20 protein-coding genes are annotated in these 22039 nt (G+C 62.4%); 16 read left to right on the top strand and 4 right to left on the bottom strand.

Annotated features, from left to right (window positions below; translation table 11 throughout):
* Positions 1–7 precede the first annotated feature (7 nt).
* Both AC1Q9F_RS26175 and AC1Q9F_RS26170 read right to left on the bottom strand, forming a co-directional pair.
* Positions 8–415, bottom strand: a complete 408-nt coding sequence (locus AC1Q9F_RS26175) for a PA2817 family protein (protein WP_007950758.1) — start codon at positions 413–415, stop codon at positions 8–10.
* 74 nt (positions 416–489) lie between these two features.
* Positions 490–2937, bottom strand: a complete 2448-nt coding sequence (locus AC1Q9F_RS26170; protein WP_492621254.1) for an acyl-CoA dehydrogenase — start codon at positions 2935–2937, stop codon at positions 490–492.
* A gap of 248 nt (positions 2938–3185) precedes the next feature.
* On the opposite strand from AC1Q9F_RS26170, the gene AC1Q9F_RS26165 reads away from it, so the two are divergent.
* The 4 genes from AC1Q9F_RS26165 to AC1Q9F_RS26150 all read left to right on the top strand — a co-directional run bounded on the left by AC1Q9F_RS26165 (position 3186) and on the right by AC1Q9F_RS26150 (position 6354).
* Positions 3186–3845, top strand: coding sequence for a transglutaminase-like domain-containing protein (locus AC1Q9F_RS26165; protein WP_492621253.1), 660 nt, complete (start codon positions 3186–3188; stop codon positions 3843–3845).
* 43 nt (positions 3846–3888) lie between these two features.
* Positions 3889–4512, top strand: a complete 624-nt coding sequence (locus AC1Q9F_RS26160) for a glutathione S-transferase family protein (RefSeq protein ID WP_179694093.1) — start codon at positions 3889–3891, stop codon at positions 4510–4512.
* A 133-nt stretch (positions 4513–4645) separates the two neighbouring features.
* Positions 4646–5578, top strand: a complete 933-nt coding sequence (locus AC1Q9F_RS26155) for an ABC transporter ATP-binding protein (RefSeq protein ID WP_007950762.1) — start codon at positions 4646–4648, stop codon at positions 5576–5578.
* Complete coding sequence (locus AC1Q9F_RS26150) at positions 5575–6354, top strand: ABC transporter permease (protein ID WP_007950763.1); 780 nt, start codon at positions 5575–5577, stop codon at positions 6352–6354. Before AC1Q9F_RS26155 ends, AC1Q9F_RS26150 begins: the two co-directional genes overlap by 4 nt.
* 54 nt (positions 6355–6408) lie before the next feature.
* Here AC1Q9F_RS26150 and AC1Q9F_RS26145 read toward each other — a convergent pair whose 3' ends face one another.
* On the bottom strand, positions 6409–6927 hold the full coding sequence (locus tag AC1Q9F_RS26145) for a DUF2062 domain-containing protein (RefSeq protein ID WP_007950764.1): 519 nt from the start codon (positions 6925–6927) through the stop codon (positions 6409–6411).
* Positions 6928–7062: 135 nt separating this feature from the next.
* Between AC1Q9F_RS26145 and AC1Q9F_RS26140 the strand changes: the two genes are divergently transcribed.
* From AC1Q9F_RS26140 to AC1Q9F_RS26085, 12 genes are all read left to right on the top strand, one after another.
* Entirely contained in the window at positions 7063–9306 is a 2244-nt protein-coding gene (locus tag AC1Q9F_RS26140) for a DNA internalization-related competence protein ComEC/Rec2 (RefSeq protein WP_492621252.1), read from the top strand.
* A 78-nt stretch (positions 9307–9384) separates the two neighbouring features.
* Entirely contained in the window at positions 9385–10020 is a 636-nt protein-coding gene (locus AC1Q9F_RS26135) for a MotA/TolQ/ExbB proton channel family protein (protein WP_007950766.1), read from the top strand.
* Positions 10017–10445 carry an ExbD/TolR family protein gene (locus tag AC1Q9F_RS26130; RefSeq protein WP_007950767.1) on the top strand — a complete coding sequence of 143 codons (429 nt, stop codon included), beginning with the start codon at positions 10017–10019 and terminating at the stop codon, positions 10443–10445. The genes AC1Q9F_RS26135 and AC1Q9F_RS26130 overlap by 4 nt, the downstream gene beginning before the upstream one ends.
* On the top strand, positions 10445–11455 hold the full coding sequence (gene lpxK / locus AC1Q9F_RS26125) for a tetraacyldisaccharide 4'-kinase (protein WP_492621251.1): 1011 nt from the start codon (positions 10445–10447) through the stop codon (positions 11453–11455). Before AC1Q9F_RS26130 ends, lpxK begins: the two co-directional genes overlap by 1 nt.
* A 24-nt stretch (positions 11456–11479) precedes the next feature.
* Entirely contained in the window at positions 11480–11665 is a 186-nt protein-coding gene (locus tag AC1Q9F_RS26120) for a Trm112 family protein (protein ID WP_003174668.1), read from the top strand.
* Positions 11662–12426 (top strand): 3-deoxy-manno-octulosonate cytidylyltransferase, encoded by a 765-nt coding sequence (gene kdsB, locus AC1Q9F_RS26115; protein WP_064383500.1) that lies wholly within the window; start codon positions 11662–11664, stop codon positions 12424–12426. The genes AC1Q9F_RS26120 and kdsB overlap by 4 nt, the downstream gene beginning before the upstream one ends.
* The gene (locus AC1Q9F_RS26110) at positions 12426–12890 is read left to right on the top strand and encodes a low molecular weight protein-tyrosine-phosphatase (RefSeq protein WP_492621250.1); all 465 of its coding nucleotides are present in this window, start codon (positions 12426–12428) and stop codon (positions 12888–12890) included. Before kdsB ends, AC1Q9F_RS26110 begins: the two co-directional genes overlap by 1 nt.
* Positions 12887–13906, top strand: a complete 1020-nt coding sequence (gene murB / locus AC1Q9F_RS26105; RefSeq protein WP_492621249.1) for a UDP-N-acetylmuramate dehydrogenase — start codon at positions 12887–12889, stop codon at positions 13904–13906. The genes AC1Q9F_RS26110 and murB overlap by 4 nt, the downstream gene beginning before the upstream one ends.
* Positions 13907–14152: 246 nt before the next feature.
* Entirely contained in the window at positions 14153–14623 is a 471-nt protein-coding gene (locus tag AC1Q9F_RS26100) for a (2Fe-2S)-binding protein (protein WP_039770687.1), read from the top strand.
* The gene (locus AC1Q9F_RS26095) at positions 14620–16941 is read left to right on the top strand and encodes a xanthine dehydrogenase family protein molybdopterin-binding subunit (RefSeq protein WP_492621248.1); all 2322 of its coding nucleotides are present in this window, start codon (positions 14620–14622) and stop codon (positions 16939–16941) included. Before AC1Q9F_RS26100 ends, AC1Q9F_RS26095 begins: the two co-directional genes overlap by 4 nt.
* Positions 16941–17921 (top strand): XdhC family protein, encoded by a 981-nt coding sequence (locus AC1Q9F_RS26090; protein ID WP_492621247.1) that lies wholly within the window; start codon positions 16941–16943, stop codon positions 17919–17921. The genes AC1Q9F_RS26095 and AC1Q9F_RS26090 overlap by 1 nt, the downstream gene beginning before the upstream one ends.
* Positions 17918–18514 (top strand): nucleotidyltransferase family protein, encoded by a 597-nt coding sequence (locus AC1Q9F_RS26085; protein WP_492621246.1) that lies wholly within the window; start codon positions 17918–17920, stop codon positions 18512–18514. Before AC1Q9F_RS26090 ends, AC1Q9F_RS26085 begins: the two co-directional genes overlap by 4 nt.
* 114 nt (positions 18515–18628) lie before the next feature.
* On the opposite strand, the gene rne is transcribed toward AC1Q9F_RS26085, so the two are convergent.
* Positions 18629–21868, bottom strand: a complete 3240-nt coding sequence (rne, locus tag AC1Q9F_RS26080) for a ribonuclease E (RefSeq protein ID WP_492621245.1) — start codon at positions 21866–21868, stop codon at positions 18629–18631.
* Between the last annotated feature and the right edge of the window lie 171 nt (positions 21869–22039).

Genomic DNA, 22039 nt, shown 5'->3' with positions numbered 1-22039 from the left:
GCGAAAATCAGTGCTTGCTGTCCTGGGCGGACATTGCCAGCAGCTGTTTTTCCTGGTTCCAGTCGAACGGTTCGTCGTTCTGTTCGGCTTCGTAGCGGCGTTCTTCCAGCGCCTGATACATGTCGATTTCTTCGTCGGACAGGTAGTGCAGGCAGTCGCCGGCGAAGAACCACAGCAGATCCCGCGGGATCAGGTGGGCAATTTGCGGGTAACGGGTAATCACTTGAGTCAGGATGTCCTGGCCCAGGTATTGGCTTTCGATCGGCTCGATCGGCAGTGACGCCAGCAGTTCGTCGAAACGCTCCAGGAACAGGGCATGGCTTTCTTCGGGAACCTGATCGGCCTCACCTACGGCGACCAGGATACTGCGCAGGTGGTCGAGCAAAACCAGATGATCGGCAACGACGTTGGACACGAGATAAGTCCTCAAGAGCAAAACGGGCGCGGGAGTATAAAGCCCCTGCGCCCGTTTTTCACTGATTGAAGGGATCAGCGGATTTTGCCGTCCGCCGGTTTCAGTTGCTCCTTGTCGAAATCATCGACATCGATCACCTTGCGCCGCGCCACTTCGGCATCTCGCAGGGTCAGGGCCTCCACGGCCTGCAACACCCCTGCCTCCAGCGCCGCATCGATGGCGTGTTCGCCGGCGACCGGTTTGACCTGACCGCTCTTGAGCGAAGTGTGCAGTTTTTTGTGCAGCGGTTGCGCAGCGTTCAGTTGATCGCAGGCGTGCTGCAGCGCGCCGACCGCATCGTCTGCCGATTGCGGGCGATAGCAGCCGGCAAGCAGTTCTTCCAGCGCCGGATCGCCCTTGGCGCGGCCGATGACGGCGGCCACTTCGGCACCAAGTCTGTCCGACGGGCCTTTGTGACGGCGACCGAACGGGAACACGATCGCTCGCAGCAGGCAGCCGAAGACCCGGTTCGGGAAGTTGGTCAGCAGTTCATCCAGCGCTTTTTCCGACTGGCCGAGGCTTTCTTCCATGGCCCATCGGAACAGCGGTTCCATGTACGCCGGGGAATCGAGGTCGTGATAACGCTTGAGCGCCGCCGACGCCAGATACAGGTTGCTCAGCACATCACCCAGACGTGCTGACAGACGCTCGCGGCGTTTCAGCTCGCCACCCAGCAGCATCATGCTCAGGTCGGCGAGCATGGCAAACGCGGCAGCCTGACGGTTGAGGGCGCGGAAATAACCCTGGCTGAGCTTGTCTCCCGGCGCATGTTCGAAATGGCCGAAACCGAGGTTCAGCACCAGCGTGCTGGCGGCGTTGCTCACGGCAAATCCGATGTGCTTGAGCAGCAGGCCATCGAATTCCTTGAGTGCCTGATCCTTGTCCTCGCGACCGGCGAGGGCCATTTCCTTGAGCACGAACGGATGGCAGCGGATCGCGCCCTGGCCGAAGATCATCAGGTTGCGCGAAAGAATGTTTGCGCCTTCCACGGTGATGAAGATCGGCGCGCCGTTCCAGCTGCGGCCCAGGTAGTTGTTCGGGCCCATGATGATCGCCTTGCCGCCGTGCACATCCATCGCGTGACTGATGCACTCGCGACCGCGTTCGGTGAGGTGATACTTGAGAATCGCCGACAGCACCGAAGGTTTTTCGCCCAGATCCACCGCATTGGCGGTCAGCATCCGCGCGGCGTCCATCATCCAGGCGTTGCCGCCGATGCGTGCCATGGCTTCCTGAATGCCTTCGAACGCTGACAGCGGCACGTTGAACTGCTCGCGAATCTGCGCGTACTGCCCGGTCACCAGACTGGTGAACTTGGCCGCGCCGGTGCCCACTGCCGGCAGCGAGATCGAACGCCCGACCGACAGGCAGTTCATCAGCATCATCCAGCCTTTGCCGAGCATGTCCTGGCCGCCGATGAGGAAGTCCAGCGGGATGAATACGTCCTTGCCGGAGTTCGGGCCGTTCATGAACGCAGCGCCCAGTGGCAGGTGGCGGCGACCGATTTCCACGCCGGGAGTGTCGGTCGGGATCAGCGCGAGGCTGATGCCGAGGTCTTCCTTGTCACCGAGCAGGTGATCCGGGTCATAGGCCTTGAAGGCCAGTCCGAGCAGGGTCGCGACCGGGCCGAGGGTGATGTAGCGTTTTTCCCAGTTCAGGCGCAGGCCGAGGGTTTCCTGACCTTCCCATTCGCCTTTGCAGATGATCCCGGTGTCGGGCATGGCGCCAGCATCGGAGCCGGCAAGCGGGCCGGTCAAGGCGAAGCACGGAATGTCGTCGCCCCGGGCCAGCCGTGGCAGGTAATGATTGCGTTGTTCGTCGGTGCCGTAATGCAGCAGCAGTTCGGCCGGGCCGAGGGAGTTCGGTACCATCACGGTGGAGGCCAGGTCGCCGCTGCGGGTCGCCAGTTTCATCGCCACCTGGGAGTGGGCGTAAGCGGAGAAACCCTTGCCGCCGAATTCCTTGGGAATGATCAGGGCGAAGAAACCGTGTTCCTTGATGTGGGTCCAGGCTTCGGGCGGCAGGTCCATCGACTGGCCGATCTGCCAGTCGGTGACCATGGCGCAGAGCTCTTCGGTCGGGCCGTCGATGAACGCCTGTTCCTCTTCGCTCAGTTGCACCTTGGGATAGGACAGCAGCTTGTCCCAATCCGGACGGCCGCTGAACAGTTCGCCGTCCCACCACACCGTGCCGGCGTCGATCGCGTCGCGTTCGGTCTGCGACATCGGTGGCAGGGTTTTCTGGAACCAGCTGAACAGCGGCGCGGTGAAGTGTTTGCGGCGCAGGTCAGGCAACAACAGCGGGGCGGCCACCAGCGCCAGCACCACCCAGAAAATCAGCAGCAACCAGCCCGGTGCGTGGCTGAAAATCCCCATCGCCAACAGGTAAGCGGCAACGATACCCAGTGCCGGCAGCGGGGCGATGCGCCGGTGGGCCAGATACGCCACGCCGACGATCAGAACCAGTATCCACAACAACAGCATATTTAATCCTCCGTGAACCAGGGCGAACCGACCCACCAGAGCTTAGACGGCATCTGCAAAACGGGGCGGTCAGAGCAAGGTGATTGAAATCGTGGGAAACCCCGGATGTCTTTTGTAGGTTCGGTGGGCAACACGCGTGGGAAATCGTTCGCCGCTTCCGCGTCTTTGCGTGCATGTTTGGCCGAAACGTCGTTATCTCTGTGCTGAACCTCTCGCTAGACTCGGGGCTCAACCAGGAGAATGTCGTCATGCACGAGTATCTGAGCCCCGGCCGCTTCATCGATAGTGACCACCCCTCGGTGGTGGAGTTCGCCGAGCAGCACCGTGGTGCCAGCCGCGATCCGCTCGCGCAGGCGATCAGTCTTTATTACGCTGTGCGCGAGGCGGTGCGTTACAACATGTATACCTTTAGCCGCGACCCGCAGACCTTGCGCGGCAGCTATGCGCTGGCGGCGGGTGAGAGTTATTGCGTGCCCAAGGCCACGTTGCTCGCCGGTTGCGCGCGCCATTGCGGGATCCCCGCACGCATCGGTCTGGCGGATGTGAAAAATCATCTGTCGACGCCGCGTCTGCTTGAACTGCTGAGAAGCGAAGTGTTCGCCATGCATGGTTATACCGAGCTGTTTCTCAATGATCGCTGGGTGAAAGCCACACCCGCGTTCAACCAGAAGCTCTGCGAAATGTTCAATGTTGCGCCGCTGGAATTCGACGGCATGAACGACAGCGTTTTCCACCCGTACAACAGCGATGGTGCGCTGCTGATGGAGTACCTGGTCGATCACGGCCAGTTCGCCGATGTACCGGAATCTTTTTTCTTCGACCATCTGCAGAAATGTTATCCGCACCTGTTCAACGATCAGCAGACGCCACTGGCCGGTGACATGCGCGGTGATGTCGGCCGCCTCTGATCCGGCGTATGCTGCCTGCCCATTTACTGGAAAAGAGGCGGTCATGCTGAAGATCTGGGGTCGCAAGAATTCGTCGAATGTCAGAAAGCCGTTGTGGGCTGCCGAAGAGCTCGGGCTGGCCTACGAGGCCATCGATGCCGGTGGCGCGTTTGGTGTGGTCGACACGCCGGAGTACCGGGCGATGAACCCGAACGGGCGGGTGCCGGTAATTCAGGACGACGGTTTTGTGTTGTGGGAATCGAATGCCATCGTGCGTTACCTGCTGGCAAAACATGCGGCCGATACCTCGTGGTATCCGGCGGATCCGCAGACCCGCGCCACCGCTGACAAATGGATGGACTGGACGACTTCCAGTTTTGCAGGACCGTTTCGCACAGTGTTCTGGGGTGTCCTGCGTACCCCGGCAGACAAGCAGGACTGGCCGGCAATCCACGCGGCGATCAAGGAATGTGACGGCTTGCTGGCGATGGCCGATCAGGCACTGAAGCACCAGCCGTATCTGTCCGGCAATGAAATCGGCATGGGCGATATCCCGCTCGGCAGTTTCATTTATGCCTGGTTCGAGATGCCGATCGAGCGCGCGCCACAGCCGAATCTTGAAGCCTGGTACGCGCGGTTGAAGCAGCGTCCGGCGTATCAGAAAGCTGTCATGACCGCGTTGACTTAATACCTACTATCGACACACTTGACTGTACTTGTGCGGCGACGGCAAGCACCATTGCGCTCGAGCGCTGCGGTTGTCTTCCTCGCCGCCGGCCGTTTATCAGTCCTTTTTTCTTCACTGGGTGCGTAAATCCGATATGAGTTCCGCTCTGTCCATCCGGCAGCTAACCAAAACCTACGGCAACGGGTTCCAGGCCTTGAGTGGTATCGATCTGGACGTCGCCGAAGGTGACTTCTTCGCCTTGCTCGGCCCCAACGGCGCCGGCAAATCCACGACCATCGGCATTCTCTCGACCTTGGTCAACAAGACCAGCGGCACGGTGAATATCTTTGGCCACGACCTGGACAAGAACCCGGCGGCGCTCAAGCGCTCCATCGGCGTGGTACCCCAGGAATTCAACTTCAACCAGTTCGAAAAGACGTTCGACATCGTCGTGACCCAGGCCGGTTACTACGGCATTCCGGCGAAGATCGCCAAGGAGCGCGCCGAGCAGTACCTGACCCAGCTCGGCCTGTGGGACAAGCGCGATGTGCCGTCGCGTTCGCTGTCCGGCGGCATGAAGCGTCGCTTGATGATCGCCCGAGCGCTGGTGCATGAGCCGCGTCTGCTGATCCTCGACGAACCGACGGCCGGCGTCGACATCGAACTGCGTCGCTCGATGTGGACGTTCCTCACCGAACTGAACCAGAAAGGCATCACCATCATCCTCACCACCCACTACCTGGAAGAGGCTGAGCAGTTGTGCCGCAACATCGGCATCATCGACCACGGCACCATCGTCGAGAACACCAGCATGCGCCAGTTGCTCGGCCAGTTGCATGTGGAAACCTTCCTGCTGGACCTGAAGAACGGCCTGAGCGCCGCACCGCAACTGGCGGGCTATCCGGCTCGCCTGCTGGACGGCCATACCCTGGAAGTCCAGGTCGACAAGTCCATGGGCATCACCGCGTTGTTCGGCCAACTGGCCCTGCAGAACATCGAAGTGCTGAGCCTGCGCAATAAAACCAATCGCCTCGAGGAGCTGTTCGTGTCCCTGGTGGAGAAAAATCTGTCGAAGGTGGCGGTATGAGTTCCGAGCTGCGCCCCAACCTCGTTGCCCTCAACACCATCGTGTACCGCGAAGTCAGACGCTTCACCCGGATCTGGCCGCAGACCCTGCTGCCACCGGCGATCACCATGGTCCTGTACTTCGTGATCTTCGGTAACCTGATCGGTCGACAGATCGGCGACATGGGTGGCTTCACCTACATGGAGTACATCGTGCCGGGTCTGATCATGATGTCGGTGATCACCAACTCCTACGGCAACGTGGTGTCGAGCTTCTTCGGCAGCAAGTTCCAGCGCTCCATCGAAGAACTGATGGTGTCGCCGGTTTCGCCGCACACCATTCTGATCGGTTACACGATCGGTGGCGTCTTGCGAGGCCTGATGGTGGGTGTGATCGTGACGATTCTGTCGTTGTTCTTCACCCATTTGCAGGTACACCATCTCGGTGTGACGGTGCTGGTGGTGGTGCTGACGGCGACGATCTTCTCGCTGCTGGGCTTCATCAACGCCGTGTTCGCACGTAACTTCGATGACATCTCGATCATCCCGACCTTCGTGCTGACCCCGCTGACTTACCTCGGTGGCGTGTTCTATTCGATCACCTTGCTGCCGCCGTTCTGGCAGACCGTGTCGCTGGCCAACCCGGTGCTGCACATGGTCAACGCCTTCCGTTACGGCATCCTCGGTGTGTCGGATATCCGTATCGGCATCGCGATCACCTTCATGCTGGTGGCGACCGTGGTGTTGTATATCGGTTGTTCGCGGTTGCTGGTAAGCGGGCGCGGCATGCGCACCTGATCCCTGCAATGCTGCAATGAAAAACGGCCTCCCACAGTGGAGGCCGTTTTGCATTCACGCCTGACGTCTTTTCTTGCGCCGCGCCCATTGCCGGGCCACCCACCAGCGCCAGTACATCATCACCAGACAATAGGCGAGGGCGCCCAGTGCCAGCCCGACCACCACCGAACCCAGCAGGAACGGTTGCCACAAGGTCGAGAGCTCACCGCTGATCCATTCCCAGGTCAATTCATCGGGGAGGGTGCGGGCGGGCACATCCATCAGCCAGGCCCCGGCCTGGTAGGTGCAGAAGAACACCGCCGGCATGGTGATCGGATTGGTCAGCCAGACCAGACTGACGGCAATCGGCATATTGCCGCGCACCATGATCGCGAGGACGGCGGCCACCAGCATTTGCGCGGGAATCGGCAGGAACGCGGCGAACAGGCCAACGGCCATGGCGCGGGCCACCGAGTGCCGGTTGAGGTGCCAGAGGTTCGGGTCATGCAGCAACGTGCCGAGAAAGCGTAAGGATTTATGTTCCCTGATGCTCGTCGGGTCGGGCATGTAACGTTTGAATAAGCGCCGGGGCATAAGGCTTCTCGGTCGGTTAAGGCGGCAAGTATGTCTGGATTCTACGAACCGCCCATTCAGACTTTGTGACAATTGATAACGACGCACGTGCCCCGCAACCGCTATGCCTGAGGGGGGACTCTCAAGGACGGGCTTATGCGCACAGGGATGATGGCGCTGGCGGTCGGTCTGCTGGCTCCGGTTTTTTTACCGGCCTTGCCGCCGGTCGGGTTATTGCTGGTGTTGCCGTGGGTGGCGCTGATGCTGCTGCCGTTTCGCAGCTATCCACTGGCGTTTTTACTGCTTGGATTCACATGGGCGGGTTTCAGCGCGCAGCTGGCGTTGAATGATCGACTGCCTTCCCGGCTGGATGGCGAAACGCGCTGGGTGGAAGGGCGGGTCGTCGGCTTGCCGCAGAATGCCGAGGGCGTCGTGCGCTTCGAACTGGCCGATGCGCGCTCGCGTCACGAGAAACTGCCATCGCTGATGCGTCTGGCGTGGTACGCCGGGCCTGAGGTCAAAAGTGGCGAACGGTGGCGACTGGCGGTCAAGCTCAAGCGCCCCGGTGGTCTGCTCAATCCGGATGCGTTCGATTACGAAGCCTGGCTGCTGGCGCAACGCATCGGCGCTACCGGGACGGTGAAGGATGGCGAGCGCCTGGCGCCGGCTCATTGGGCTTGGCGCGACAGCATCCGTCAGCGCCTGCTGGCGGTGGATGCTCAGGGACGCAACGGAGCCCTGGCCGCGTTGGTGCTCGGCGATGGCTCGGGACTCAGTCGCGAAGACTGGCAGATCTTGCAGGACACCGGCACTGTGCACCTGCTGGTGATTTCCGGTCAACACATCGGGCTGTTGGCGGCGTTGATGTATGCGCTGGTCGCCGGGCTGGCGCGGGTCGGGATCTGGCCGTTGCGTTGGCCCTGGCTGCCCTGGGCGTGCGGTCTGGCGTTCGCGGCGGCGCTGGGTTACGGCCTGCTGGCCGGATTCGACGTGCCAGTGCGGCGGGCCTGCGTGATGGTTGCGCTGGTGTTGTTGTGGCGTTTGCGTTTTCGCCACCTCGGTGCGTGGTGGCCGTTGCTGCTGGCCTTCAACGGCGTGTTGTTAATGGATCCGCTGGCCAGTCTGCGTCCGGGGTTGTGGCTGTCCTTTATCGCGGTCGCCGTGCTGATCTTTACCTTCGGCGGCCGTCTGGGGCCGTGGCGCTGGTGGCAGACCTGGACGCGCGCGCAGTGGCTGATCGCGATCGGCTTGTGCCCGGTGCTGGTGGCGCTGAGCCTGCCGATCAGTCTCAGTGGGCCACTGGCCAATCTGCTGGCGGTGCCGTGGGTCAGTTTCGCGGTACTGCCGCCGGCGTTGCTGGGGACATTGCTGCTGCCGATCCCCTATGTCGGCGAAGGGCTGCTGTGGCTGGCCGGTGGACTGATCGATGGATTGTTCCGGGCACTGGCCCTGATTGCCGGGCGTTGGCCAGCGTGGGTGCCGACGACGATGGAGTGGTGGGTCTGGGCGCTGGGAGGTCTTGGTGCTTTGTTGTTATTGCTCCCCCGAGGCGTTCCCTTGCGTCCCTTGGGCTGGCCGTTGCTGCTGGTGCTGGCATTTCCGCCCCGGGAACGTCTGGCCGAAGGCGTGGCCGATGTCTGGCAACTGGATGTCGGCCAGGGGTTGGCGATTCTGATCCGCACCCGGCATCACACCTTGCTGTACGACAGCGGCCCGCGTTTCGGCGATTTCGACCTCGGTGAGCGAGTGGTGCTGCCGGCGTTACGCAAGCTGGGCGTGGAACACCTCGATCTGATGCTGCTCAGCCATGCCGATGCCGATCACGCGGGTGGCGCACTCGCCGTGGCAAAAGGATTGCCGGTCCGCCGGGTCATCAGCGGCGATCCGCCGGGGCTGCCCGAAGCGCTGAACGCTGAGGCCTGTGAAAGTGGCCGGCAATGGCAGTGGGACGGCGTTGCCTTTCATCTATGGCAATGGGCCGACGCCCATGACAGCAACCAACGTTCCTGTGTGTTGCAGATCGAAGCCAACGGCGAGCGGTTGCTGCTGACCGGTGACATCGACAGCGCCGCCGAACGGGACCTGCTCAACAGCGCGCTGGCAGTTCAAACCCAATGGCTGCAAGCCCCCCATCACGGCAGCCGCAGTTCCTCATCGATGGCCTTGCTCAAGGCTTTGCAGCCTCAGGCCGTGCTGATTTCCCGAGGGCAGGGCAATTCGTTCGGCCATCCGCACCCGACGGTCATTGCCCGCTACCGCAAACAGGGCATACACATCCATGACAGCGCCGAGCAGGGCGCCATTCATCTGCAACTGGGGCGGTTTCAGCCGGCCCGGTCGATGCGTCAACAACGCCGCTTCTGGCGCGCCCCGCCGTTGCCGGGGGCGGAGTACCGTTGAGCACGGTCGTCGGGGCGACGGGTCTTTATCGCGAACCGGTATGGTAAAGTGGCGCACTTTTTCGAGGGGGCTGTCACTGTGTGGGAATTGGTCAAATCCGGCGGCTGGATGATGTTGCCGATCATTCTGAGTTCCATCGCCGCCATGGCGATCGTCGCCGAGCGCCTGTGGACCCTGCGCGCCAGTCGCGTCACCCCTGAGCATCTGCTGGGTCAGGTCTGGGTCTGGATCAAGGACAAGCAGCTCAACAAGGAAAAACTCAAGGAATTGCGCGCCAACTCGCCGCTGGGGGAAATCCTCGCCGCGGGCCTGGCCAACTCCAAGCATGGTCGCGAGATCATGAAGGAGTGCATCGAAGAGGCCGCCGCCCGGGTCATCCACGAGCTGGAACGGTACGTCAACGCGCTGGGCACCATCGCCGCCATGTCGCCGTTGCTCGGTCTGCTGGGTACGGTGCTGGGCATGATCGACATCTTCAGCGCCTTCACCGGCTCCGGCATGACCACCAACGCTTCGGTGCTGGCCGGCGGTATTTCCAAGGCATTGATCACCACTGCTGCGGGCCTGATGGTCGGTATTCCGGCGGTGTTCTTCCACCGTTTCCTGCAACGCCGCATCGATGAACTGGTGGTGGGCATGGAGCAGGAAGCGATCAAACTGGTGGAAGTGGTGCAGGGCGACCGTGACGTCGATCTGGCCGGGGAAAAAGCGTGAAATTCCGTCGCAAACCCCGGGAAACCATCGACATCAACCTCGCGTCGCTGATTGACGTGGTGTTCATCCTGTTGCTGTTTTTCGTCGTGACCACCACCTTCACCCGCGAAACCCAGCTGCGCGTCGATCTGCCGGAAGCGGTCAGCGGCTCGCCGGCCGAGGACCAGCAGGTCAAGCAACTGGACGTGGCCATCAGCGCCGAAGGCGTGTTCTCGGTGAACAACAAGATTCTGCCGAAGAACGACCTGGCGACCCTGATGGAAGCCATGCAGAAAGAAGCCAACGGCGACACCAATATGCCGTTGTCGATCAGTGCTGACGGCAAGACTCAGCATCAATCCGTGATCACCGCCATGGACGCGGCCGGCAAGCTCGGTTTCAGCCATCTGCGCATGACCACGGTCGAGGCGGCGCCCAAATCCTGATGGCCATGTCCGATCGTCTGCTCGCCGCGTGGTATCAGGGGCACCCGGCCCTGACGCTGTTGCGGCCGCTGGAGTGGCTGTACCGCCGCGTCGTGGCCGGCAAGCGTCAGCGTTTTCTCGACGGCGAGGGTGATATCTATCAGTCGCCGGTGCCGGTGATCGTGGTTGGCAACATCACCGTCGGTGGCACCGGCAAGACGCCGATGATCCTGTGGCTGATCGAGCACTGCCGACGCCACGGGCTGCGGGTCGGGGTGGTCAGCCGTGGCTATGGCGCCAAACCGGCGCAATTGCCGTGGCGGGTCGAAGCTGACCAGACTGCCGACATCGCCGGCGACGAACCTTTACTGATCGTGCAGCGCACCGGCGTACCGCTGATGATCGACCCCGATCGCAGCGCCGCCGTCAGAGCCCTGCTGGACAGCGAGCCGCTGGACCTGATCCTGTCCGATGACGGCATGCAGCATTACCGCCTCGCGCGGGATCTGGAACTGGTGCTGATCGACGCCGCCCGTGGCCTTGGCAACCAGCGTTGCCTGCCTGCTGGCCCCCTGCGCGAACCGGCCGAGCGCCTGCAAAGCGTTGACGGTGTGCTGTTCAACGGCGCCCTTGAGGATCGCGACGGCGGTTTCGCTTTCCGCCTCAAACCGTCGGCGCTGGTCAATCTGCGCAGCGGCGAACGCCGGCCGCTCGATCATTTTTCGCCCGGTCAGGCCGTGCACGCGGTGGCCGGGATCGGCAACCCGCAACGTTTCTTCAATACCCTCGAAGCGCTAGACTGGCGACCTGTGCCCCACGCGTTTGCCGACCACGCCGAATACAGCGTGCAGGCCTTGAGTTTCACGCCGTCATTGCCAGTGGTGATGACTGAGAAGGACGCGGTGAAGTGCCGCGACTTCGCCGCCGATGACTGGTGGTACCTGGCGGTCGATGCCGTGCCGTCGCCGGCCTTCGTGGCCTGGTTTGACACGCAGTTGATGCGCCTGTTGCCGGATCGTCTTTTGCCTTAATCCGTTTTTATCCAGGGAATGTTCATGGACACCAAATTGCTCGACATCCTCGCCTGCCCGATCTGCAAAGGCCCGCTCAAGCTCAGCGCCGACAAGACCGAACTGATCAGCAAGGGCGCCGGCCTGGCGTACCCGATCCGCGACGGCATCCCGGTCATGCTGGAAAGCGAAGCCCGCACCCTGACCACCGACGAGCGTCTGGATAAATGACCACCGCCTTCACCGTTGTCATCCCGTCGCGCTACGCCTCGACCCGTCTGCCGGGCAAGCCGCTGCTGGACATCGCCGGCAAGCCGATGATCCAGCACGTCTGGGAACAGGCGAGCAAAAGCAGCGCCAGCCGTGTGGTCGTGGCGACCGACGATGCGCGCATTGTCGAGGCCTGCAAGGCCTTCGGCGCCGAAGTGGTGCTGACCCGTGAAGATCACAACTCCGGCACTGACCGTCTGGCCGAAGTGGCTGCGAAGCTGGGTCTGGAGCCGGATGCCATCGTGGTCAACGTGCAGGGTGACGAGCCGCTGATCCCGCCGAGCGTGATCGATCAGGTCGCCGCCAACCTCGCGGCCCACACCGAAGCGCGCATGGCCACCTTGGCCGAGCCCATCGAAGACGTGGAAACCCTGTTCAACCCGAACGTGGTCAAGGTTGTCAGCGACCTCAACGGTCTGGCGCTGACCTTCAGTCGCGCGACCCTGCCATGGGCCCGCGATGCGTTCGCCAAGAGCCGCGATGTGCTGCCGGAAGGCGTGCCGTATCGTCGTCACATCGGCATTTATGCCTACCGCGCAGGCTTCCTTCAGGACTTCGTGAGCTGGGGGCCGTGCTGGCTGGAAAACACCGAATCCCTCGAGCAGCTGCGTGCCCTGTGGCACGGCGTGCGGATTCACGTGGCTGACGCGTTGATCGCGCCGCCGACCGGAGTCGACACCGCCGAAGACCTCGAGCGCGTCCGTCGCCTGCTGGAGGCCTGATGCGCGTTCTGTTTGTGTGCCTGGGCAACATCTGCCGTTCTCCCACCGCCGAAGGTGTGTTGCGCCACAAGTTGCGTGAAGCGGGGCTGGCGGATCAGGTCGAAGTGGCCTCCGCCGGCACCGGCGACTGGCACGTCGGCAATCCGCCGGACAAGCGCAGTCAGGCTGCGGCCAAATTGCGCGGTTATGACCTGTCGGCGCAACGCGCCCAGCAGGTCAGCCGCGCCGATTTCGCCAGCTACGACCTGATCCTCGCCATGGACAACAGCAACCTGCGCAACCTCAAGGCCTTGCAACCGTCCACCGGCAAGGCCGAACTGGATCTGTTCCTGCGCCGCTATGCAGGCGTGGTCGACGAGGTGCCGGATCCGTATAACGACGGCGATCAGGGCTTCGAGCAGGTGCTGGATCTGATCGAGCGTGCCTGCGATCAGCTGTTGATTGAAGTGAAGGGGCGGTTATGAGTTTGCAGGTACAGCCGCAGGTTTCCCTGAAACCCTTCAACACCTTCGGCGTCGACGTTCGCGCGCAGCTGTTTGCCGAAGCCCACAGTGACGCCGATGTGCGCGAAGCCCTGGCTTACGCGACTTCCCACGACGTGCCGTTGCTGGTGATCGGTGGCGGCAGCAATCTGTTGCTCACGGCGGACATCCCGGCGCTGGTGCTGCGCATGGCCACCCGTGGCATTCGCGTCCTTAGCGACGACGGCAATCGTGTGGTGATCGAAGCCGAAGCCGGCGAGCCGTGGCACCCGTTCGTGCAGCACACGCTGGCGCAGGGTTTTTCCGGGCTGGAGAATCTCAGTCTGATCCCCGGCACTGTCGGCGCGGCGCCGATGCAGAACATCGGAGCCTACGGGGTTGAGATCAAGGATGTGTTCGCCGGCCTGACGGCGCTGGATCGCCAGACCGGCGAGCTGCGCGACTTCAGCCTGGAAGAATGCAACTTCGCCTACCGCGACAGCGTGTTCAAGCAGCAGCCGGGTCGTTGGCTGATCCTGCGAGTGCGCTTCGCACTGGATCGAGTCGCGCATCTGCACCTTGAATACGGCCCGGTGCGGCAGCGCCTGACCGAACAGGGCATCGAGCAGCCGACGCCGACGGATGTCAGCCGCGCCATTTGCAGCATCCGCAGTGAAAAACTGCCGGATCCGGCGGTGCTCGGCAATGCCGGCAGTTTCTTCAAGAACCCGCTGGTGTCGGCGGACGTGGTCGCACAGATCAAGGCGCAACACCCGGATCTTGTGGCGTACGCGCAACCGGACGGGCAGATGAAGCTGGCGGCCGGCTGGTTGATCGAGCGCGCCGGCTGGAAAGGTTTCCGTGAGGCCGATGCCGGCGTGCATAAATTGCAGGCGCTGGTGCTGGTCAACTACGGCGCGGCGACCGGGCTGCAATTGCTCGATCTGGCCCAGCGCATCCAGAAAGACATTTCAGAACGTTTCAATGTCGAGCTGGAAATGGAGCCCAATCGCTATTGAGGCTACGCTTTCAAGGCTGAACCCAAAGCCCTGCACTATTTAAAAAGTGCAGGGCTTTTTTGTTAATCGCGGGTTAACGTAGCCAGCTAACGATACCAGTCATTTGCTCCACCAAAGGCCCGGTGCAGACGTTCCCGTCGGCACAAGAGAGCCTGATTAGCCTGAGCCGATCTGCGCGAACCACCACCGTCCCTGCGGTGGCAGATGGCTCGACCCCATAACCTCCATGAATATGCGGGCGTGCCCATGATTACCCTGAAACTCAACGGTCAAGACCATCCACTCGATGTCACCGAGGACATGCCGCTGTTGTGGGCGATCCGTGACGTCGCCGGTTACAACGGCACCAAATTCGGCTGCGGCATGGGCCTCTGCGGTGCGTGCACCATTCATATCGACGGCGCGCCGGCGCGCAGTTGCATCACCCCGATCGGTTCGGTGGTCGGGCAGAACGTGACCACCATCGACAACCTGCATGCCGACCCGGTCGGTCAGATCGTCCAGCAAGCCTGGCTCGACACGGCTGTGGCCCAATGCGGTTACTGCCAGGGTGGGCAGATCATGTCCGCCACCGCGTTGCTCAAGACCAACCCGAACCCGAGCGATGAGCAGATCGAAGAGGCGATGGTCGGCAACATCTGCCGCTGCGGCACCTACAACCGGATCAAGACCGCGATCCGTCAGGCATCCACTCACCTGAAGGAGGCCAAGGCATGAGCCGTCTACCGAACGATTTCGCCCTGAGCAACCTGAGTCGCCGGGGCTTCCTCAAGGGCGTCGGCGCCACCGGCGCGCTGGTGCTGGCGGCGAGCTGGGGCTGGCAGGATGCGCTGGCCGAAGACAAGCCGAAGCAGTTCGGCGCCGACGGCATGCCCAACGGCTGGATCGACGATCCGAAGGTCTACGTCAGTATTGCCGCTGACGGCACGGTGACCGTGGTCTGCAACCGTTCGGAAATGGGCCAGGGCGTGCGCACCAGCCTGACCATGGTGGTCGCCGATGAACTGGAAGCCGACTGGGCGCACGTCAAGGTTCAGCAGGCGCCGGGTGATGAAGTGCGCTTCGGCAACCAGGACACCGACGGCTCGCGCAGCATGCGTCACTGGTACGAACCGATGCGCCGTTGCGGCGCCGCCGCGCGGACCATGCTGGAGCAGGCCGCTGCTGCGCAGTGGAAGGTGCCGGTCGGCGAATGCCGCGCGCAACTGCATAAAGTCATTCACACACCGTCCGGGCGCGAGCTGGGTTACGGTGAGCTGGCCGCTGCGGCCAGTGCGTTGATGGCGCCGGCCCGTGACAGCCTGCGGCTCAAGCAGCCGTCGGAATTCCGCTACATCGGCAAGGAAGGCACCAAGGCCATCGACGGTGCCGACATCGTCAATGGTCGCGCGGTGTACGGCGCCGACGTGCATTTCGACGGCATGCTGTTCGCGGTCATTGCGCGTCCGGCGGTTTACGGCGGCAAGGTTAAATCAGTGGACGACAGCGCCGCGCTGAAAGTGCCGGGCGTACTCAAAGTCATCCAGATCGAACCCCGGCCATTGCCTTCGGAATTCCAGCCGTTGGGTGGCGTGGCCGTGGTGGCCAGCAACACCTGGGCGGCATTGAAGGGCCGCGAAGCGCTGAAAATCGAGTGGGACGATGGCCCGAACGCCACTTATGACTCGGTCGCCTATCGCAAGGAGATCGAAGCCGCTTCGCTGAAACCGGGCAAAGTCGTGCGCAATACCGGCGATATCGACAAGGCCATCGGCAGTGCAGCCAGCGCGCTGGAAGCCTCTTATTACTTGCCGCATCTGGCCCAGGCACCGATGGAGCCGATGGTCGCCATCGCCCGTTACAAGGATGGCACCTGCGAGGCGTGGGCACCGAGCCAGGCGCCGCAGGTTACCCGCGAGCGGATCGCCGAACGCCTGGGACTGCCGTTCGATAATGTGACCTTCAATGTCACGCTGTTGGGCGGTGGTTTCGGCCGCAAGTCCAAACCGGACTTCGTCGTTGAAGCTGCCGTTCTCGCCAAGGAATTTCCTGGCAAGGCAGTGCGCGTGCAGTGGACCCGGGAAGACGACATCCACAACTCGTATTTCCACACCGTGTCCGCCGAATACCTCAAGGCCGGCGTGGGCAAGGACGGCTTGCCGTCCGCCTGGTTGCACCGCACGGTGGCGCCGAGCATCACGGCGCTGTTTGCGCCGGGCATGAATCACGAAGCTGCGTTCGAGCTGGGCATGGGCTTTACCAACATGGCCTACGCGATTCCCAACGTGCGCCTGGAAAACCCTGAAGCCACGGTGCATACGCGGGTGGGCTGGTATCGCTCGGTGTCGAACATTCCCCATGGTTTTGCGATCCAGAGCTTCGTCGACGAACTGGCGCACAAGGCCAAGGAAGATCCGCTCAAGTACCAGATCAAGTTGCTCGGCCCTGATCGACAGATCGACCCGCGTACGCTCAGTGAAGAATGGAACTATGGCGAATCCCCCGAGCGTTATCCGATCGACACCGGGCGCATGCGCACCGTGCTGGAAACGGCAGCCAAGGCGGCGGGGTGGGGGCGTCAATTGCCCAAGGGCCGTGGTCTCGGATTGGCCGTGCATTACAGCTTCGTCACCTACGTGGCGGCGGTGATCGAAGTCGAGGTCAAGGACGACGGTACGCTGATCGTGCACAAGGCCGATATCGCTGTGGATTGCGGCCCGCAGATCAATCCCGAGCGGATCCGTTCGCAGTTCGAAGGCGCCTGTGTGATGGGCCTGGGCAACGCCGTGTGGGGTGAAATCAGCTTCAAGGACGGCAAGGTGCAGCAAGACAACTTCCATATGTATGAAGTGGCGCGCATGTCGCTGGCGCCGAAGGAAGTCGCGGTGCATCTGGTGACGCCGCCGGGCGAGGTGCCGCTGGGCGGTGTCGGTGAGCCTGGCGTGCCGCCGATTGCGCCGGCACTGTGCAACGCGATCTTCGCCGCCACCGGTCAGCGCATCCGTAACCTGCCGGTGCGTTACCAGTTGCAGGGCTGGCAAAAGGCGCAAGCGTGATGGACAGCGCCGATCTCAATGTCCTGCGCAGCGTGCTCGAATGGCGCCGCGCCGGGCAGCGGGTAGTGTTGTTTTCGGTGGTGCAGACCTGGGGCACCGCACCCCGGGCGCCCGGCGCGATGCTGGCGTTGCGCGAAGATGGCGTGGTGATCGGTTCGGTGTCCGGCGGTTGCGTCGAGGACGATCTGATCGCCCGGCTGCACGATGGGCGGATTTCCGCCAACGGGCCGCCGGTGCAGTTGATCACCTACGGCGTAACGCAGGAAGAAGCCGCGCGCTTCGGCCTGCCTTGCGGAGGCACCCTGCGCCTGACCGAGGAACGGGTCGGCGATCCGGCGTGGGTCGCCGAGTTGCTGGATCGCTGCGAGGCCCATGAAATCGTCGCGCGTGAGCTGAACATCGGCACTGGCGAGGTGGTGTTGCGACCCGCCAGCAAGACTGACACCTTGAGTTTCGACGGCCAGACCCTGCGTGCCATTTGCGGCCCGCGCTGGCGCCTGCTGTTGATCGGCGCCGGGCAGTTGTCGCGGTATGTGGCCGAGATGGCGCGGCTGCTGGATTTCGAAGTGCTGATCTGTGATCCGCGTACCGAGTTCGTCTATGGCTGGGAAGAGCAGCATGGTCGGTTTGTCCCCGGCATGCCCGACGAGGCGGTGCTGAATATCCAGACCGATGAGCGCACGGCGATTGTCGCGCTGACTCACGATCCACGGCTGGATGACATGGCGCTGCTCACGGCGCTCGATTCCAAAGCGTTCTATGTCGGTGCGCTCGGCTCGCGGGTCAACAGCATCAAGCGTCGGGAAAATCTCGCTGAGCTAGGCTTGTCAGAAGCGGCTATCGCCCGTTTGCACGGGCCGATCGGTTTGCATATCGGCAGCCATTCCCCGGCGGAAATCGCCTTGTCGCTGTTGGCGGAAATCGTCGCGATCAAGAATGGTGTCGAGCTCAAGCAGAAGAAAACAGTGGAGAGTGTATGAGCCGATCCATCGGAGTGATTGTGCTGGCGGCGGGCGAGGGCAGTCGCTTTCGCGAAGTGGCGGGTGCCGACAAGGACAAGTTGCTGGCCGATTGCACCGGGCGTGATGGCGCGGTGCGTTCGGTGATCGAGCAGGTGTTGGTCAACTTGCCGGCGAGTCTCGATCAGCGAGTGCTGGTGACGACCGAGGCGCGGCCGCAGGCGATGCGCATGGCGCAGGCTTACGGGTGTGACATTGTCTCGATCGAGACCACGGGAATGGGCGACAGCATCGCGGCCGGTGTCGCGGCTTGCCCGGATGTCGATGGCTGGCTGATTGTGCTTGGGGATATGCCGTTCATCCTGCCGTCGAGTATTGAGCGGGTCGTGGCGGCGATTGCCGAGGATGCGGTCAGCGTGCCGACGTTGAACGGTGACTATGGGCATCCGGTCGGGTTTGGTCGCTCGTTCGCAACCGGGCTGATGGCTTTGTCGGGTGACCGGGGCGCGCGACCGTTGTTTGCCCAAGCTCGGGTGATTGAAGTCGCGGTGGATGATCCGGGTGTGTCGTGGGATATCGACGTGCCGGATGCGCTGGTTTTCCCGCCATCCTGATGAAACCTTGAGGCATAAAAAAGCCCCGTCTGGATCACCAGGCGGGGCTTTTTATTGGCGTTTGTCTCGTCCTGAATAAGGTTTACACCTGTTTCAGGACTAGACAGTTTGGAATCAGACGAGGGGTTTAGGCTCGTGTTCTTTTTCCTGGGCCTCTTCGTGTTGCTCGACCGCTTCCTGAACGGAGCGTGGTGCTTCGGCAATCACGGCTTCAACGGCAACTTCTTCAGCGACCGGGGCAGGAGTTGCTTCGACCACTTCGGCAACCACTGGCTCGGCAGCGACTGGAGCCGCAGCGGCAGCCAGTTCGGCTTCCTTCTGCAGACGCTCTTCTTCACGCTTGCGGCGACGCACTTCACGCGGGTCGTTCGGTGCGCGGCCACTTGGGGTCAGGGCGCTGACCGGAGCAGCTTCAACCACTGGCGCTGGTGCTTCGGCTACTACTGGCGCTTCAACCACAGGGGCCTCAACAACCGGTGCCGGTTCAGCAACAACTACTGGCTCGGCAGCCTTGGCTTCTTCAACAACAGGCGCTTCAACCACTGGCGCTGGAGTTTCAGCGACAGCCGGCTCGGCGACCCAGTTGAATGCGGTCTGTTCTTCACGAACTTCACGCACGGTTTCGCTCACGGTTTCAGCGACGGTTTCGACAACCGACTCTTCAACAACGACTGGTGCTTCGAAGGTCACTGCTGGTTCGGCAGCCGCTTCAACCTGAGGCTGAGCTTCGCGAACCGGAGCCACTTCGACTTCAGGAGCAGCAACTGCTTCTACCGGAGTGGTTGCTTCAACAACCGGTGCTTCAACCGGAGCAGTTTCCAGAGTGGCAGCGGTAGCGCGTTCAGCTTGCTCGTGGGCCTGAGCTTCGGCTGGGGCGCTGATCACGGTGCTGGCAACAGCAGCGGTCACAGCCAGACCAGCGGCCAGATCGGCAGTGCTTGGCGCTTGAGCGTTTTCGCCGGACTCGGATTCTTCCGAACCTTCAATCACGTTGCCGTTGGCATCACGCTGACGCTCGCGACGGTTGCTGCGACGACGCTGACCACGGGAGCGGCGGCGTGGACGATCGCCTTCGGCGTTCTCCGAACCGTCTTCCGGCAGTTGCTCTTCGTTGGTGGTGATTTCTTCTTCAGCGACGGCAGCAGCGGCCTGTTCGGCGCGCGGTTGACGCTCTTCACGCGGAGGACGTGGCGCACGTTCTTCACGCGGCTGACGGGCCGGACGCTCTTCAGCGGTGGCGGCAGCAGCAACGGCCGGGGCGGCATCCAGAGGCTCGCGCAGTTCACGTACGCGTTCTTCACGCTCGCCACGTGGCTTGCGGTCTTCACGCGGAGCACGTGGTGCACGTTCTTCACGAGGAGCGCGCGGTGCGCGTTCTTCGCGGGCTACCGGTGCTTCGTCACGGGATTCGCGTGGCTCGCGGACCTCACGTGGTTCGCGCGGCTGACGCTCTTCACGCGGCTCGCGTGGGGCGCGCTCTTCACGCGGTGCACGTTCTTCGCGCGGTTTGCGTTCTTCATCGCGGCGACCGTTACGGTTGCGGCTCTGCTGACGACCGTTGCGACGCTCTTCGTTGCGGGCCGGACGCTCGGTGGCAGGTTTTTCAACCACAACCGGAGCAACTGGCTCTTCCTTGGTGGCGAACAGGCTGACCAGCGACTTCACCAGGCCTTTGAACAGGCTTGGCTCTGGCGCGGCAACCGGAGCAGGTGCCGGGGCTGGCGCGGCGACTTCGGTCGGCACCGGAGCGTTGGCGCGGGCCGGAGCAGTCTTGACCGCGGCTTCCTGGCGAACCAGGGTGCGGGTCGCGGCGGCTGGCTGGACGTCTTCGACATCGGCAGCAGCGGCAGCGATTTCGTAGCTGGACTGGTTGGTCGCGGCTTCCGGGCTGTCATCACGCAGACGCTGAACTTCGAAATGCGGGGTTTCGAGGTGATCGTTCGGCAGGATGACGATGCGGGCGCGAGTGCGCAGTTCGATCTTGGTGATCGAGTTGCGTTTTTCGTTGAGCAGGAACGCGGCCACCGGGATCGGCACTTGAGCGCGAACTTCGGCGGTGCGGTCTTTCAGGGCTTCTTCTTCGATCAGGCGCAGGATCGCCAAGGACAGCGATTCGACGTCACGAATGATGCCGGTGCCGCTGCAGCGCGGGCAGACGATGCCGCTGCTTTCGCCCAGCGAAGGACGCAGGCGCTGACGGGACATTTCCAGCAGGCCGAAGCGCGAGATGCGACCGATCTGCACGCGAGCGCGGTCGGCTTCCAGGCATTCGCGGACTTTCTCTTCCACGGCGCGCTGGTTCTTGGCAGGGGTCATGTCGATGAAGTCGATGACGATCAGGCCGCCGATGTCGCGCAGGCGCAACTGACGGGCGATTTCTTCGGCTGCTTCAAGGTTGGTCTGCAGGGCGGTTTCTTCGATGTCGCTGCCTTTGGTGGCGCGCGCCGAGTTGATGTCGATGGACACCAGGGCTTCGGTCGGATCGATGACGATGGAGCCGCCGGACGGCAGTTCGACGACGCGCTGGAAGGCGGTCTCGATCTGGCTTTCGATCTGGAAACGGTTGAACAGCGGAACGCTGTCTTCGTACAGCTTGATCTTGCTGGCGTACTGCGGCATCACCTGGCGGATGAAGGTCAGGGCTTCGTCCTGGGCTTCAACGCTGTCGATCAGCACTTCGCCGATGTCCTGGCGCAGGTAATCGCGGATGGCGCGGATGATCACGTTGCTTTCCTGGTAGATCAGGAACGGCGCGGAACGATCCAGCGAGGCTTCTTTGATGGCGGTCCAGAGTTGCAGCAGGTAATCGAGGTCCCACTGCATTTCTTCGCTGCTGCGGCCAAGGCCGGCAGTGCGCACGATCAGACCCATGTCGGCCGGAGCGACCAGACCGTTCAGCGCTTCACGCAGTTCGTTGCGCTCTTCGCCTTCGATGCGACGGGAGATGCCGCCGGCACGCGGGTTGTTCGGCATCAGAACGAGGTAACGACCGGCCAGGCTGATGAAGGTGGTCAGGGCTGCGCCCTTGTTGCCACGTTCTTCTTTTTCGACCTGAACGATGACTTCCTGGCCTTCGCTCAGGACGTCCTTGATGTTGACGCGGCCTTCAGGGGCTTTCTTGAAGTATTCGCGGGAGATTTCTTTGAGGGGCAGGAAGCCGTGGCGCTCGGAGCCGAAATCGACAAAGGCAGCCTCAAGGCTTGGTTCGATGCGAGTGATGCGGCCTTTATAGATGTTGGCCTTTTTCTGCTCGCGTGCACCGGATTCGATGTCCAGGTCGTAGAGGCGCTGGCCATCTACCAGTGCAACACGCAACTCTTCGGGTTGAGTTGCGTTAATCAGCATTCTTTTCATGTAGTACCGTCGGTTTCCGGGCTGCCGGAAACGGCGTTCGGCACACACGACTTCTCACGGTCGGTGTCAGGTGCGTCGGGAGTGGTTGGCCATTCCCGTGTCCAGCGATGTCCGGCCAATTGGGCCGTTATCGCGACGTACGCGTCCTGCTTGCTGTGGCTACTTAAGCAC

The sequence above is a fragment of the Pseudomonas sp. GW823-FHT04A03 genome (assembly GCF_058796615.1).
Note: the sequence above shows the minus strand (reverse complement) of the source record. Positions and strands in the feature narration are given on the sequence as shown.